The sequence below is a fragment of the Gemmatimonadaceae bacterium genome (genome assembly GCA_035633115.1).
Classification (GTDB): domain Bacteria; phylum Gemmatimonadota; class Gemmatimonadetes; order Gemmatimonadales; family Gemmatimonadaceae; genus UBA4720.
This window is the reverse complement of record DASQFN010000102.1, coordinates 145,061-160,275: the sequence shown is the minus strand read 5'-3', so window position 1 is coordinate 160,275 and position 15,215 is coordinate 145,061. Positions and strand designations below refer to the sequence as shown.

At 60.0% G+C, this 15,215-nt stretch carries 14 protein-coding genes; 5 read left to right on the top strand and 9 right to left on the bottom strand.

Going from position 1 to position 15,215, the window contains the following annotated elements:
* The first annotated feature begins 33 nt into the window (after window positions 1-33).
* A complete protein-coding gene (locus VES88_12675; protein HYN82351.1) occupies window positions 34-231 on the top strand; it encodes a YHS domain-containing protein in 198 nt (65 codons plus the stop codon).
* 5 nt (window positions 232-236) lie between these two features.
* Here VES88_12675 and VES88_12670 read toward each other — a convergent pair whose 3' ends face one another.
* Both VES88_12670 and VES88_12665 read right to left on the bottom strand, forming a co-directional pair.
* Window positions 237-779 (bottom strand): DUF2911 domain-containing protein, encoded by a 543-nt coding sequence (locus VES88_12670; protein ID HYN82350.1) that lies wholly within the window; start codon window positions 777-779, stop codon window positions 237-239.
* Window positions 780-872: 93 nt separating this feature from the next.
* Window positions 873-1,553 (bottom strand): hypothetical protein, encoded by a 681-nt coding sequence (locus VES88_12665; GenBank protein HYN82349.1) that lies wholly within the window; start codon window positions 1,551-1,553, stop codon window positions 873-875.
* Between the two features lie 101 nt (window positions 1,554-1,654).
* Between VES88_12665 and VES88_12660 the strand changes: the two genes are divergently transcribed.
* On the top strand, window positions 1,655-3,007 hold the full coding sequence (locus VES88_12660; protein ID HYN82348.1) for a hypothetical protein: 1,353 nt from the start codon (window positions 1,655-1,657) through the stop codon (window positions 3,005-3,007).
* Window positions 3,008-3,072: 65 nt separating this feature from the next.
* Here VES88_12660 and VES88_12655 read toward each other — a convergent pair whose 3' ends face one another.
* The 3 genes from VES88_12655 to VES88_12645 all read right to left on the bottom strand — a co-directional run bounded on the left by VES88_12655 (window position 3,073) and on the right by VES88_12645 (window position 7,224).
* Window positions 3,073-5,298 (bottom strand): hypothetical protein, encoded by a 2,226-nt coding sequence (locus VES88_12655; GenBank protein HYN82347.1) that lies wholly within the window; start codon window positions 5,296-5,298, stop codon window positions 3,073-3,075.
* Between the two features lie 66 nt (window positions 5,299-5,364).
* On the bottom strand, window positions 5,365-6,432 hold the full coding sequence (locus VES88_12650) for a CehA/McbA family metallohydrolase (protein HYN82346.1): 1,068 nt from the start codon (window positions 6,430-6,432) through the stop codon (window positions 5,365-5,367).
* A 75-nt stretch (window positions 6,433-6,507) separates the two neighbouring features.
* Entirely contained in the window at window positions 6,508-7,224 is a 717-nt protein-coding gene (locus VES88_12645; GenBank protein ID HYN82345.1) for a helix-turn-helix domain-containing protein, read from the bottom strand.
* A gap of 263 nt (window positions 7,225-7,487) precedes the next feature.
* On the opposite strand from VES88_12645, the gene VES88_12640 reads away from it, so the two are divergent.
* Window positions 7,488-7,619, top strand: a complete 132-nt coding sequence (locus VES88_12640) for a hypothetical protein (protein HYN82344.1) — start codon at window positions 7,488-7,490, stop codon at window positions 7,617-7,619.
* 29 nt (window positions 7,620-7,648) lie between these two features.
* Here VES88_12640 and VES88_12635 read toward each other — a convergent pair whose 3' ends face one another.
* The 3 genes from VES88_12635 to VES88_12625 all read right to left on the bottom strand — a co-directional run bounded on the left by VES88_12635 (window position 7,649) and on the right by VES88_12625 (window position 12,134).
* A complete protein-coding gene (locus tag VES88_12635) occupies window positions 7,649-8,887 on the bottom strand; it encodes a hypothetical protein (protein ID HYN82343.1) in 1,239 nt (412 codons plus the stop codon).
* Between the two features lie 134 nt (window positions 8,888-9,021).
* A complete protein-coding gene (locus VES88_12630) occupies window positions 9,022-10,767 on the bottom strand; it encodes a peptide ABC transporter substrate-binding protein (protein HYN82342.1) in 1,746 nt (581 codons plus the stop codon).
* Window positions 10,768-11,117: 350 nt separating this feature from the next.
* Window positions 11,118-12,134: a Mur ligase family protein gene (locus VES88_12625; protein ID HYN82341.1), complete on the bottom strand. Its 1,017-nt coding sequence runs from the start codon at window positions 12,132-12,134 to the stop codon at window positions 11,118-11,120.
* Window positions 12,135-12,874: 740 nt separating this feature from the next.
* Here VES88_12625 and VES88_12620 point away from each other — a divergent pair.
* A complete protein-coding gene (locus tag VES88_12620) occupies window positions 12,875-14,326 on the top strand; it encodes a hypothetical protein (GenBank protein HYN82340.1) in 1,452 nt (483 codons plus the stop codon).
* A gap of 259 nt (window positions 14,327-14,585) precedes the next feature.
* Window positions 14,586-14,756: a hypothetical protein gene (locus VES88_12615; protein HYN82339.1), complete on the top strand. Its 171-nt coding sequence runs from the start codon at window positions 14,586-14,588 to the stop codon at window positions 14,754-14,756.
* 90 nt (window positions 14,757-14,846) lie between these two features.
* Here the strand turns inward: VES88_12615 and VES88_12610 are convergent, their stop codons facing one another.
* On the bottom strand, window positions 14,847-14,993 hold the full coding sequence (locus tag VES88_12610; GenBank protein ID HYN82338.1) for an IS3 family transposase: 147 nt from the start codon (window positions 14,991-14,993) through the stop codon (window positions 14,847-14,849).
* Window positions 14,994-15,215 lie beyond the last annotated feature (222 nt).

Sequence of the window (15,215 nt, the reverse complement as noted above, 5' to 3'; positions counted from 1 at the left end):
GCTTGCGGGGTTTCCCTCTCAACAGGAGGTTCTATGGCAACAGCGATCGATCCCGTCTGTCGGATGACGGTTGCTACGCAGACAGCAGCCGGCACGAGCACTTTCGAAGGGCAGAACTACTATTTCTGCTCTACGGCGTGCAAAGTCGAGTTCGACAATAACCCGGCGAAATTCCGCCGCGAAGGAATGACGACGGATGCATCCGAGTCCGGTCAAGCGGATGCGCCGTGAGGGAGCTAGCGCGCTGTGGCCGGCCGAGCTCGAATCGCAAGCGGGACGATCGTCCTGGCCCAGTGCAGGTTGAGCACCGCAGAGTCCGAGTCGACCATCGGAAAATAAAACGCGAGTGTCTCCATGTGATCGCCGGAAACGGGAGTCGCTTTCACACGAAGCACGTCGCGTCCTTCCGGATATCGAACGTGAAAGACGGGGACGACCGAGCTGAAGATCATCGTCCACGAATCGCGGTCGGGAATTGCCCAGACGCTGTAGCGGCCCGCGGGTAATCGCGCGCCGCCGACGTTCAGATCTGTTGTCGTCCTGAAGATCGCAGTCGTATCGGAACTCGGTGACCATAGTCTGCCCCATGGCACGAGCCTTCCGTAGATCTCGCGTCCGCGTGCAACAGGCCGGTAGTAGACGATCTCGATCCGAGTGGTGCCGACCATCTGGACCACTGTTGCGAGCTGACTCTTTCGAATCGCCTGCGCGGGCGTCGATGGCGCGCAGCTCATGAAGACGAAAGCGAAAGCGGAGGCTCTTCCGATGATTTTCAGCACTCGACGTCGCCTTCGCGCGAACGTGGTTAGTCCGTGGTCCGCAGTGTAGTACCGCAGTCCGTAGTGGAGTTAATCCGCAGTCCGCAGTTGAATTTATTGGACGCCCTGCCCTTTCATCGAGTTGAGCTTCCCGAGGTCGACCTTTCCAAGGGTGGACTTGATGGCGTCCATGTCGACGTTACGACCGTCGACTTCGACGACGAAGCGGTCGCCGACCAGAACACTTATTTCTCCGGACTTGTTCTGCGTGTCGTACTTCTCGTGAGCCTTGTACCCGCCATAGGTCGTCGTCTTCTCGTAGCCGGTGTCACTCTCGCGATTGACATCGACGTTCGCCCACGCATAAGCGGTCATTCCGGCAAGTCCGGTCATGCTGCCGATGTCCGTGATTTTTATCGTCGTCGAGCTGCCGTCATCGGAGCTATAACGTCCTTCGGCGTTCGATATCTGCATGCCCATCGCCGAGGACTTTTCACCGGTCGCGTTGGTCCGCTTCATACCGGGCAGCGATTCGGGGAGTAGCGCCTTCAGCTCCTGGTAGTTGACGGTCTCCACCTTTTTCCCGGCGTTCGCGGCACCGCTCATTGCGGCACCCATCGCTGCCATCGCATCGCCCATGTTTGCGGTGCCCGTCTTGGCCGCTTCCTGCATCTGCTTGGCTGCTACCTCCATCTGCTTGGCGGCTTCTTCTGCAGCTTTCTCTTCTTTGCTCTTGCAGCCAGTCATAACGACGAGACCAAGCGAAAGTGCGATAAGTGCGGCTTTTGAGTTCATGTTATTCCCCCGAGATGTGATTGCGAGACGTTGGCGCACGCTGAGCATACTGTCCAGCACGGCCGGGCGCGAGGGTACAATCAGCCTATCCCCCGAGACCCGTGCTATCTTCGGCAGGTATGCGCATTACCTCGCCGCTCCGAGTCCTGGCGGATATCCCTCGGCTCCTGTGGCACCCTCGGACTTCACGCGAGAGCATCATCGCGTTTCAGGAGCGGCGGCTGCGGCAGCTCGTGCGGCATGCCTACGACAACGTGCCGTACTATAGGCGTCTCTTCGACGAAGCGGGCATCGAGCCGGGCGACATACGGAGTCTCGCCGATCTCGAGCGGATTCCCATCACAACGAAGGCAACGCTGCAGTCGCTCGGCCGCTCGGAGATGCTGACGAGCGGAATGTCGGCAGCGCGTCTCATTGCCCGACAGACGAACGGGTCGACCGGAGTGCCTCTCACCGTCTGGCGCCAGCGCGCGGAGCAGCTCGTTCCGGTGCTGTTTCTGTGGCGCGTGAGGCGCGCACTCGGATTGGGGCGCGGCGTGCGCGTGACGTTTCTCACCAAATTCGGGCCGCGACCGTCATCCGGATCGATCGGCAGCAGAGTGCGCAAGCGGGTGCAACGTCTCGTTGGCCTGCGGGCATGGACGCGGGTGAGCTGCACCGCGCCGATCGACGAAGTCGCGCGGGAAGTCGCGGAAAGCAACCCGGAGGTTATCGGCGGGTACGCGAGCGTCCTCAACCACCTCGCGCGCCATCTTGGTGAGGGCCAGACGAGAGTTCGCCCGCGCCTTGTCGTTTCCGTCGCCGAGCAGCTGACACCGACAATGCGCGCGCGAATAGAGAAGGTCTTCGCTGCGCCCCTGCGCGACACCTATGCGGGATACGAGCTGGGCATGATCGCCTGGGAATGCCCGAACGGCGGAACGTACCATATCTGCGACGACAACGTGATCGTCGAGGTGATGAAAGCAGACGGCGTGTCAGCCGCCGTCGAGCCCGGAGAGTCTGGCTCGTTGATTGGTACGAGCCTTCACTTCGCGGCGATGCCGATGATCAGGTATCAGCTCGGTGACATCGTCACGCGCGGACCCGTGCGCTGTGAGTGTGGAGCGCCGTTCACTACTCTCACCGCGATTCAGGGACGGATGAATGACTTTTTCCCGCTCGCTGACGGAAGAGTGCTGCACCCGTACTTGATCGGCAGCGCAGTATGGAAGCCGTCGCTGGAATGGATGCACCAGTACCAGGTGATTCAGGAGCGACGCGATCGAGTGTCGATGCGGATAGTTCCCCTGCGGCAACCGGAGCTTGCGGATGTTGCCGAGCTACGGCGAGTTATCGGAGAACTTCTCGGCCCGCTCGTGGAGCTGAATCTGGAGTTCGTCGACGACATCCCGGAAGAGCCGAACGGAAAGTTCCGGATTTATCGGTCGCTGGTTGAGTCTGAGTACGGGTGATCGCGAACCCAAAACAGCAAACGGCCAAGACGCCTGATGCCTTGCCTATTCAGTTTTTGCTCTCTTCAGAACCCCTGCCCAATCCGTCCCGTGAATTTCCACGGCCCGGCATGATCGATCGGCCGCGCAACTCCTGCCGCCAGCGCTCCGCTGAAGAACGTCAGCAGAACTTCAGCCGATGCCCGAATTCCATCCGTCGGACGTGACAGCGGAATCAACTGACTCGTTGCCGTATCGAGCCGTGATCCAAGAAGAAGGAGCGCCGTTTCCGCAGCGGGACTCGAGACTTCAGTCCACGCCGCATGAATGCCCGCGGCAATACCAGGTGCGATGCCGGGCGCGATCAGTTGACTTGGCAGCCGCATGGGCGCGCGAAGAAACGGAAACGTATAGCCAATTACAGTGCGAACGATTCCCGCGCGGTCTCCGGCGAATTCCTTGTAATCGTACGCGCTGAGTCCCTCGCTGCTGCCGATCTCGAACATCACTTGCGGAGCAGGATCGCCAATCAGCGTGCCCGCGTCGCCGCGGGCATACAGCTGAAACGGTCCGAGCTCTCGCCGCGCCGCGGTGCGCAGCTCGAGCCGCTGCCAACTCAGGTCTCCGTCCGCTCTGTCGTATTGTATGGTCGCTCCGACTCCGCGATCCACGAACAATCCACTCACCTGCGGGCTGATCTCGAGCGCGGCAACTGATCTCACGAAGTTCCCCGGCAGGATTCCGCGGTTCGGTCGAAAACCGTCGCCCTGGACGTAAAGCCCCTTTGAAGCATTCTGCGAGACGACATTGTCGGAGGCCGGTCCAACTTCGAGTCGCACGAGCGACCGTCGCTGCGCGCCGAGCCTTCGCGTGATGAACGCAGTCGCGCTTTTCCGGTCGAGATAATCGAAATCGTCAACGCTGCCGAGTAGTGCCGGCGTCGTTGCGCCGCCCGAGAGCGGAAGCTGAAAGTCGTTGGTGTGGACGAGCGAGCGGTCGAGTCTTACACCGAACGTTGTTCGGCCGAGCGAACGCTGGATTCCGACGCTTCCGCGCGCAGTCTTCTCGGACCATGCCCAGCCAAGCGACCCGCGAATCGAGAGGCCGGGCGCGGCATCGCGGAAGTGATGTTCAGCCGCGAGGCCCGTGAAAACTCCTTCTATACGGTTGAACCGGAACACCTCACCCAAAGCTTTCGGCTGCAATCGAAGCGTCGCCGATCCCGCAGTTCGCCACGAGCCGGGCGCGAGATCGTCGAAGTCTGCGTACTGGGCATCAGTGCTGGCGGCGCCGAGGGGCCGCTGCCAGTCGTTGAAACGCGAGAGGCTGTCCGAAGGCGCGAACGAGAGATAGTGGCCGCTTCCCGGCGGGGGTTCGGCGGGCGACGCCCAGGATGAATCGTTCGGCTTGTAATCGTGGAATCGCGAGACGATACGGACGATTGCCCTGAACTCTCCGAAGAGTGCGATGCGCGCCTGAAGCTCTGTGCGCTGATACGCGGGGAGCCAGTACTCGCCGTTCACCTCGACGTTCTCGAGCTCGACGAAGGACGCGCCGCTCATGCCGGGAATGCGGCTGCCGGCTTTGATCGTGACCTTCCCGTTCCGCACTTCGACCATGCGCCCTCGCAGACGAACGATCTGCCTCCTGTCCGCGTCGAGGTGCATGTCGCCGAAAAAGAGGACTGTATTTCCGCGCGCGCTGCTGCGCGGGGTGACGCGCACTCGAACGACGGGAATCCGGCGTCCGCGCGAGTAGAGAACCACAACGGTGTCGCCACCCTCGAACCTGTAATACGACTGACGGGACGTGGAGAGCGGATGCACGGTGAGCTCAGTAGTGTTCGTGCGCGTGTTGGCTTCGGCAGTTGGAGTGACGCCCAGCTGCAGCCGATTGCCGTAGAGCGTCGGAGTAGTCCAGCCGCCGAAGATGCTCATCATCGAGAACATCGGCCCGATTGCCTGCGATCTGTATCCGATCACGCGCTGATCGTAGCGATCTGCGGCGCGCCATCGAACGTCGCTTGCGATCTGCTCGAGCTGCGCCGTTCGCTCGCGCCCGGCGGAATCGATGAGAGCTATGGACATCTCGGTCTCGATTCTCGCGCGATAGGCGCGGAGGCGCTCGGGAATCAGCGCGTTGATCCGCGCGGCTTCACTGACGAGAGTCTCGAGTCGGACTGACTCATAAGTGGGCTTCGCGGATGTGGAGTCCTGGGCCTCGGCTCTGGTAATTGCGGTGAGCGTCAGAGCGATCGCAAAACAGCAGGCGCCGATCGGGCTCTCTTTCACGATACTGATCTTCTTCGACATGACGTCCCGTAATACCCGGCGGCTGTGGCTTTGACCTTCGAGACGCTCCAGCCGATCGATACGGGATTACCGATCGACGACAAAAACAGGCTGCACAAGCGCCATGAATCCGGCAGAGTCGATTATTCGCGCCCTGACGTAGGATTGATCGTCGGATAAGTCGTACGTTGCCGGGTTCGTGCCGGTCCGCTTCAGCACCTTACCGCCTCTGCCGACGAATTCTGTCGTAAACTTCAAGTCGCCGCGCTGTCTTATGTGGATCGTCATCCGACTCGCGCTGACCGAGAGCGAATCCAGCTCCACGCCGGTGCTCGCGTAAAACCGACCCGCTTCCATCTCCGCCATGATTGCGCGCGCGTCGAGCCGGTCCGCCCGCACGACGACCCATCCGCGTCCCGGGTTCGAACGGTCGGCCGCGAACTCCCCCTGGAAATGGTGCGCGTCGTCGACCGCGATCCCGTAGATCCTCTTGCCATGGGTGAGGAGGTGATCCCACACAGCTTCCATTCCTGGAGAATCCCCACCGCCATTGTTATTCACCAGCGGATGCCCGTTGTGAATCTCGATCAGCTTATCGCGTTCGACGCGCGCCAGAACGTCCTGTGACAGCGCCCAGCCGAAGTTGGGATGGTTGATGTGCGGAACCCCCGTGGCTTCGCGTACCGCGTCGACGTTTTTCTGAATCGTGCCGAGGAGCGTGGTATCCGTCCGCGGCGCGATCACCTTGGCGATGTTCAGTCCGTTGACGTGGACCGGCTTGCGCTGGAATGCGGTTGTGAGCTCTTCCCCCGGAATGAGCAGGAATGACGAATCCACGAGGTGAGCGAGCTTCCCGGGATCCACCCACACGTTGTGGTCGGATATGACGAGGAAATTGTATCCGTGAGTCTTGTACCACCTGGAGACAAGCTCCGGAGGCGAGTCGCCGTCGCTCTCGAGGGTGTGCGTATGCGTGTTGCCCTTGAACCATTTGCCCCGGCGGAAATCGATGGCCTCGAACCTCAGCGCCCCTTGCGCGTCGCTGCCGACGACGTCAGGAGGGGAAGAAGATCGGGCGGATCGGGCACCTGGGGCAGCGCAGGTCGTGCCACTCGCAAGCACCAGCGCCGCTGTCACTAACGTTATGATTCTCAACGGACGGTACTCCGCGGGATGGTTGCGCTCCTGTTGTCGACGCACAACTTAACAACAGTACGTCCCGTTGGCGCTCTACTTCGGCGCAACCTCCGGCACTTCCGCGAGCCATTTGAGCAGTTTTTCCGCGGCATCCTCGGGCGCCAGGTGACTCCGCACCCGCGACGGAGTAAGACCAAACACATCGAGTGTGTGCTCGCCGAAAAGTCGCGCATTCCGATACCCGACTTTCTTCGCGACGTCGCGCACAGTGTACCCGCGATCACTCAGGTAGCCGACGGCACGCAGTAGCTTCGCCGCACGCAGCATTCTCTTCGGTGAGCCGAGCCCGGCGGCGGTGAAACAGCGGTACAGGCCGATGTTCGACATCTCGGCCCTCAACGCAACATCCTGCGCGCTCGAGAACCGATGCGGTGACTCGAACATCTCATTCACCGTCGAGACGAGCTTGATCGGAAACTCACTCAGTCGCGAGCGAAGTGCGGCCAGCACCTTCCGCTTGAGCGGATTCGCCTGTGCGCGCTCTACGACCTCCCTGAAGTGCTTTGGCGAATCCTCGAACCGCTGCAGCACGATGTGCTCGAGTCCCTGCCGCGACAGCTGTGCGACAGCCCCGAACGACTCCGGGTTGAGAACGACATACGCCACGACCGGAAGGGACGGGTAGCGTTTCAAGAGCTTTACGACCGCGTCCACGTTCATCACGCCGTCGGCCGCCGGATCGAGTACCAACGCCGTGACCGGCTTCTGGCGGATGATCGTATCCAGCTCCTCCCAGGACCGCGCAGTCAAGAGATCCCTTTCCTTAATGAAGACGTGTCTGACATGAGCCAGGAGCCGGTCGGGCAAAAAGAGAACGAGGCTCACGGCGGGAAGGGGAATGGCATCCCATCCAACTTGGGGTGTGGTCCCCGCTAGCGCGAGTAAAACCTGTCGAAAAACCGCATTTTTGATACAAAACCAGCACTTCGTGTAACAAAATCGGCCTATTCCTATCGGCTGATGGACCTAGTTTGGGCGCTCCAGCCTTTCCCATTTCATCCCAGGAGTCGTCCATGCACCGCAAGAACCTGCTTACTCTCGCCGCCCTCATCGCCGCCCTCGCCCTCACAGCATGCGCAGACCTCACCGGCCCTAGGCACACCTGCCCGATCACCGGTGGCTCCGATACCTGCAAGGATGGCTAGGCTGCTTCCTCAGGCTCCCCCTGTCAACTTCAGGGGGAGCTCGCGGCAGCTTCTCTGAGCAGATTGCTTAGCGCGGTCGCGACGTAGCTGACATTCGACGGCATTTCCGCGTTCACGGGCGGCACGACCGGCTCGGCACGCCCACCTGCACGTGACTCGAGCTCGGCGATCGCGCCCTGGGCCTCGTGTGCTATCTGGTGGAGCTGGTTCTTGTGCGCGAATTCCAGCCCCTCGGCCAGCGACGCCTCCGCCTTGGCATTTCTGCCGAATTTCTGCTGGCCGGCGCTCAGATAGATGAAGTAGTAAGCGCGCAGTCGCGGTGCGAGCGGTGCGGCTTCGAGCTCGCGCGCGTAAGCGTCGAAATCCGCTTCGCGGCCGTCGATCGCCGCAAGCTCCATGAGATTGAGCGCCGCCTGCCAGCGGACCCACTGCGATTGTGCCGCCACCGCGACGATGAGGTATCCGTCGCGCGCCGCGTCGCGCATTCCCATGCCGGCAAATGCGGCGGCAATATCGGAGAGAATCCCGTCGCGGGCGGTCAGATTGCTTGTCGCTTCAAGCGCCTCGTGTCCGAGTCGAACCGCATCGGCGTACCTGCCCTTCAAATGCGCGACTGAGGCGCGAGAGTGCAATGAGAGGCCAAGCACCTCATCGAATCCGCTCGCACGTGCCTTCTCGATGACGTTGTCCAGAAGCAACTCGGCTGCGGGAAGGTTGCCCCGCGCCATGTGATTGTTGGCGACACCAACGTCCACCTGGAGCGCACCAGCCGAGTCGCCGATTGTCGTGGCGATATGCGCGGCTCGTGCGTAGGCGTCCGCTGAAGCCGACCAGTCGCCCATTTTTCTCGCGGCGGCCCCGTGAGCGATGTTCGCATCAACCGAAAGCCGCGGAATCAGGGGCGCGGCGGCTATTCTGTCGGCGCTCGAGAAGGCGTCGCAGGCGAGTGCCCATCGGCCGGCAAAATTGAGCGCACGGCCGTATGAAAGGAGCGCCTGCCCAACATCCTCGCGGGGAATATCGTCCTGGTTGACGGTCTCGATCAGCCTGAGAAGTATCGCGCGAACCGGGTCACCGACGTTGACGGCGCTCACTACGTGCCGCACGCTCTCGAATGAAGCCCAGTCGCGCTCGCGGTGTGACTCATCGACGTCGATCCGCGCATCTATTAGACGCAAAGTCGCCAAACCGGCCAGAACGGGCTGCCACTCGGGTGCGCCCGCGTCGCTGCCGGCCAGGAAATCGAAGTATGCTTGATGCTTTATCATTTGAGATAACTCACGATGTAGGTCGCATTCCGGAATAATGCCCTGCGCCGCCGGAAGCGAAATGCCGAAATTGTATCAACGCATGCCTGTTTTGCATCATTAGGCTCGAATTCGCGGTTTCGGGCCGACCGCAGTCACCGACTTCGGGCGATTCGATCCCGCGGAATCTGCTCCGATTCCGGAACCAGCCAGTCGCCCAGATCGATCCACCAAGCGTCCAGCCGCATGCGTCCGGTTCTTATACGACGATCCAGACCGATAACCGTCTTTGGCTCGTAGAGCCAGATCGCCGGTGCGTCGTCGACGATCGTCTGGTATGCGGAGGTGAAATAGCGCCTCGCGTCCGCCGGGTTCATCGCCAAGATGGCGCTGTCGACGTAGACATCGAAGCGGGAGCTCTGGTAGCCACCGCGGTTGTGGCCGTGCTCGCTGCGGGCGGCATCTCCTCCCCACGTTTGCCTGACTTGATTCGGCGTCGCGCCGTATGACCAGTCCCACATGATCGCGTCGAAGTCACGGCTGCCGAATCGTGCCCGCAGGGTGTTCCCCTCCATCGATGCAATCCGCATGCGGACACCCACCCGTCTGAGCTGCTCCTGCATCAGGACCGCCATTCTCATTCGGGGCTGGGCGGAGGCCGAGACAAGAACGTCGAACTCGAGCGCTTTCCCCTCGCGCCTTCTCATCTCCTCACCTGGCCGCGTTACCCATCCGAGAGAATCAAGAATTACCGCCGCGCGTCGCGGGTCGGAGGGGATTTGCCGGAGCGTCGTATCGGTTGTCGGGAAAGCGCGAACCGTAGGGCCGAGTGCCACCGGCGCGAGCGTGTCGTACACGTTCGAGACGAGTGACGGGCGATCGAGGGCCATGGTCAGTGCTCGCCGCAGCTCGCGTGAGGCGAACAGAGGGTGAGGGCGCCGCTGCGACTTCGGATCGCGGAGATTGAACCCCATGAACACGTAGGACATTCCGGGAAGTGTCACGAGACGGAGCCGCGGATGTTTCACGAGCTCGGCGACGTAATCGGGTCGAATCCCGGCGTAAAGATCTGCCTCGCCGCCGAAAAGCTTTGCGGCAGCTGTCTGGAAATCCGGCGCAACCGACCAGATTACGCGATCGAGTCCCGGTCGCCCGCGATAGTTGGCTGTATCGGCCGTGATCTCGAGCGACGACTCCCTCGACCATCTGTGAAAGCGAAAGCGACCGGTTCCTACGGGATCAACGCGCACACCGGCTTCCCTCAGGGAATCCATCGGGATCTTCTCGAAGACATGGCGCGGCAGGATCATCATCTGGCTCGCGTCGAGAAACTGATGCGGCGACCTCGCGCGGTACCAGAACGCGGCGGTGAGCGAATCGGCGACAGTCACGGAATCGATGTCGCTCAGACCGTCCGCCGAGGGTGAGGCAAGCTGCGGGTTAGTGTAGACCTGCCAGGTGTATCGGACGTCGTTCGCGCTGACGCCGCGTCCATCATGCCATCGCGCTTTCGGATTGATTCTGAAGGCGATGGAGAGCGAATCGGAGGACCATTTCCAGCTTTCGGCGAGACGGGGCCGGAACCCGGCATCGCCGACAATGTTCATCTCGGGGCCGACGACGACGAGGTAGTCGTAGATGGATTCCGCCGCCTGTCTCGCCTGTATGGAAGCGATGAGTGGTGGAAAAAGAATCCTCGGGTCCGAGTTCGTTGAGATTACGAGAGTCCCGCCTCCAGCCCCGCTGCCGTCCGATGGTTTCGAGTCACCGCATCCGACGAGCGAAATGCACGCGCAGAGACTGTATGTGCGGATCCGACCGAGCGCGTTAGAACGGCTCTCGCAACCAGGACTCGAGATCTTTGGCTGACGAGAGGACTCTTTGACGTGAAATGATGTCACGGTGGATGTGGTCCTTGGAGTATCCGGTCGGTAGCCATGTCTGATGATCCACCATCCACGAATGGCGCGGGTCGGGGGCGGGCGCTCATAAGATACTGCGCCGGCCTGTTGATCAATTCGGCCACTGCACTGTAGGTCGCACGCTGGTGAAAACGGTCGAGCAGGTCGAGGATCTGGTCGAGAGTATACGGAGCGTCGGCCATGAAGCTCAAATGACGCCCGCGCAGGACAGTGCGTAATGCCGGTTTTATATCAGGCTTGTGCCGGTTTTGTACGGAGATCAAGGGACGGTTTTTATCCCTGCACGAGTCTCGGGACATCGAGCATTGGCCCGAAGGCCATCGTGAGATTCACAGCGCGAACCGGCCTCTCTCCTCGCGTGTGAGTCCGAGCTCCGGACACATGTCGCACAGCATCCGCTTTCCGCAGTATTCCTTCCAGCATTTGACGGTACCGAGCTGAGCGAAGAAAATTCTCGTGGCGTGATCGGTTGTCCGGCCCTTGAGCAGCATCACGTCGCCGGCCCTGAGCTCGCTCTTCAGAAATTCCGCGGCGCGTTGAATCGATGGAAAGGCGTGAACTGACTCCGGCGGAAGTCCTGCGTCGATTGCACGGCGTTTCCCGTACTCCGCCAGCTCGCCGATGAAAACCGCGCCGTCGGCAACTTTCGCGCTCCGCGCAGCCAGATACTTGAACCGCTGCCGGCGATTCTTGCCAAAGTCGGACATGTCGGTGATCACAACCAGGCGGCGGAGCGCGGTTGCCTTCTCGAGCACGTGCAGCGAAGCATCGATGGTGTCGATCGCGGCGTTGTAATCGTCCCGCAGAATGATCGCACCACTCGGCACCTGAACCGGGAGAAGCCGTCCGGCGAAAGGCTGAGCCGTTTCCAGCGCGTTGACGGCGACGTCGAGATCGATGCCAAGTGCGGTGGCCGTCGTCAGGGTGGCCGCAGCCGTTGTGATCCAGTGAGAACCGACGAGTTGTGTTCGCACCTCACGACTCTCGGCTCCCTGATGGAAGACGAACTTCAGCCGGTCGGGCCAGCTCGACGAAATCTGATCGACGCGACCATCCACTCCCTCACGCGTGCCAATCCTGTACACGCGCGCGCTTTCGGGCATGGGCATACTCGCCACGAGCGGGTCGTCGTCGTTCAACACGACAATTCCGCCTGGCTTGAGAGCCTCGAGCAGAATCGTTTTCTCCCTTGCGCGCTGCTCGAGATCGGCGAACTCGGTGGTATGAGTGCGAAGAACGTTGAGCATTATCACGACATCGGGACCCACGAGCCGCGCAGGCTTCTGCATCTGTCCCGGCGCGGCGCTCGCAACCTCGAGAACGGCGTAGCGGTGTCTCGGCCGGATTTTCAGGATGTGTTGGAAAAAGAGAACGCATCAATAAAGATTTGCCCGGGCCGCATGATATTGATCTGAGAAAGTCTATGATGAAATGAGAAACTGGTCCGACGTAGTCGGGGTGTGTGGGCTGGTCTCGCTCGAAGAATGCCAGTCCATCTCTAACTGAGGGCCCGGCCTTATACGTCAAGCCTAGAAGATTTCCGTCCTTGTCTACTGGGTATTCTCCCGTTACTCGGCCGGGGCAAATGACTATTTCGCCGAGACCGATGCCCAGAGTGTGGTCGTGCCCCCAGGCAAGAACTTTGGTGTTCACCCGTGGAATTTGGCAAGCTGCCACCGTCCAAAGAAGCGTTCGCTGGAATCTTGGAGAAATACAGCTTGGCATCCACAAGGCAGGTGCCGTACGAAACGCCCACTCCGCCTCCATCTAGGAGCCCACTGTAGTTGATTGGGTGCGCGCGAGGATCGCTGGAGAGCGATATACGCCGCGCGATTGTAATGTCGGCAATCAATCCGATAGGGACATTACAAAAACGACACCCAGTGTCAAAATCGCCATTGTGCCAAATCCGATTGATGGTAGCTTGCTGCGGATCACCATGGTCTAACCGCAGCACTGCGACAACTCTTTTCGCGCGAGGATTGATCAGCTCAAAGTTGCTCAATTGCTTTGCCAATGCGCCACGTTCGCGTCACACTTCGAGCACGACGCTAGTCGTGCGTCCACCACTGACCGGCATCGATGAATGGCGCGACTCGAAAGAGTAACTCTTCCCAGGGCATTTGGGTTCCGGATCGCCCTTCTTAGCGTCGTCGCTGTGGTTACCTTTTCATGCAGAGACGAGTCAGAAGTAACAGCACCCCGCACGCATCTGAAAAACGTTCCGCTCTCGCTTCGTCCAACTGTCGTCGTTGACACTTTTGAGACTTTGCTTAACGCGACGCCAGGCGACACAGCGGCCATGCATTACTTCGCCGATGTCGTCTATGCGGAGATCAGCGTCATCGACAGCATCATGCTTTACACAAATCCCGCCAATCCGGGACATATCGGGCCAGTGAACAACACTAACGGTCCAGTTTGGGCGTACGGTAGTTTCGTTTCCGGCGGAGGCTGTGGGCTTGATGTTACCATCTCGTATCCGACACAAGGCACGTACAAAAAGCCTCCGCTATGCGACCAGCATCACGCGTGGACCGATACCATTCTCGTGAAAGGCGTCGGCAAGGCGATCCGGGGCGGGGCGATCATAGAAACCGTGGGAGCATGTAATCCTGAGCCTTGCCATTCGCAGACTGGGACGCAACGCGTCCGTATTAGCGCATTGCCGACTCGACTGCTTGTGACGCCGGATAAAGGTCGCTTCATCCAACGGGGTCAAACCGTGAAGTTCACCGTTTCGGCCCTTCCGAACCTAATGGCAGCTAATCACGGCGGTGGCGGCCGTCCGCGCCGCGTAACTGGCTGGCGCTGGGAACGGGCCGATACGACCTATCACGGCGCGGACACCACGAAGTTGGGTTGGTATTGTACCAACATGATCGCGCAAACCTGCACCGTTCCAATTCAGGAAGAAGGCTTCATGATCGTCGATGCGGTCGTGAACGGCGTTGCACAAACAGAGCGGGTCCCGATCAAGATGGTGCCATGCCCTGTCGGAGACTCTTTGTTGGACGACCCCGTGAATCGTCTGCTAATGCGTATGGAACTTGATTCCGGTAACGCGACTTCTCCGAACACCAACAGCCGAAGAGAGCGCTCTGGAGTAATATTTGATTCGCTGGGAGCCAAAATCTTTCGATTGTCCCCTTTAAATCCGGCAACATCGCCTTGTACGAACTGGGACTTGCCGCTCACTCCCTTCCCAGGTGTTCCGCAAATTCTGTCCCACAGTCATCCCTTTAGCATGACAGACAGTCTGCCGGCGCTTTGCCAAGGCCCTGGGCTACTTCCAGGGCAGTACATCACTTATGGCGGACCATATGGAGGACCAAGTGGAGCCGATTGGAAGGTGGCATCAGATCAAGGGATGCCGATAATAATCCCGGATAACGATTCACTGTATCGTATTTATCCGTATCCAATGGACAGTATGAAGATTCCGCCAGATACAAGCTGGCGCTTTTTTCCAAAGACGGGCTGGAAGGTAAACTACAACTCTGCGCCACGGGTACTTGGAACCTGTGTTCGACTCTAGAGTCTAATAGGAGATGCAAACTATGTGGGTTCCTACGTGGATGCTCGTACACAGCCTCCTCCATTTTGGAGCCGTCACACCGATGAATGTGTGTCGAGCGTCTGATTCGTGGTCCGCGAACACTCTGTCGTATTTACAGAGAACGGTCACGGCAAATGATGCGGGGAATGCCAAAGCGCGGCTAGCATTCAAACTCCCGGTGGTTACAACGACGCCTGCAGTGCAACTTGTGTCTGACGAAGCGGAATGTGCACGCGCAGTGACAGCAATGGCAGCGATGTACACCGATGGCACCATTCCGACTCAGGTTTACGTGTTTCGTGTAGGCGCTACCCGTTTTGCGGTCAGTGACGGCAGAGCTAGTGCCCGTGGTAATATCATGCTTCACATCTTCGATTTGACCTACACGTACCTGGCGACAATCGGGTGACTTCTTTCGCATTGAAAACGGTTTCGTTCGATCGTCATGCTTAAGTCGTAAGACGCGGACTGAAGTTGACCCGGTTAGTAGACACCTCGTTTAGCCGGCGTTCAGAAGTTCCCTCTCAAATTCCGCTGGCGTGCGATAGCCAAGCGATGAGTGCCGCCGCTGCCGATTGTACCAGATCTCGACGAATTCGAATAGCTCACTCCCTTCAGCGCGCGTAGCGAAGATTCCATCGATCAGCGACCTCTTTCTTGCAAATCCGGATGCTGGCGATCTGGCGCTCCGTGGGTCGGGCGCTCAGGCGCGCACGCACCTCGCAGCCACGCAACGCGTGCGCCCGCTGCGCCGAGTGCGGGTGTGGAGTCGTAACCGCGCTAACGCTGCGCGCTTTGCTCGACAGGCATTATCGCGCTGATCACCACCCGCCATTTAACGACATCAACGGAGAGATCATTGGTGTCG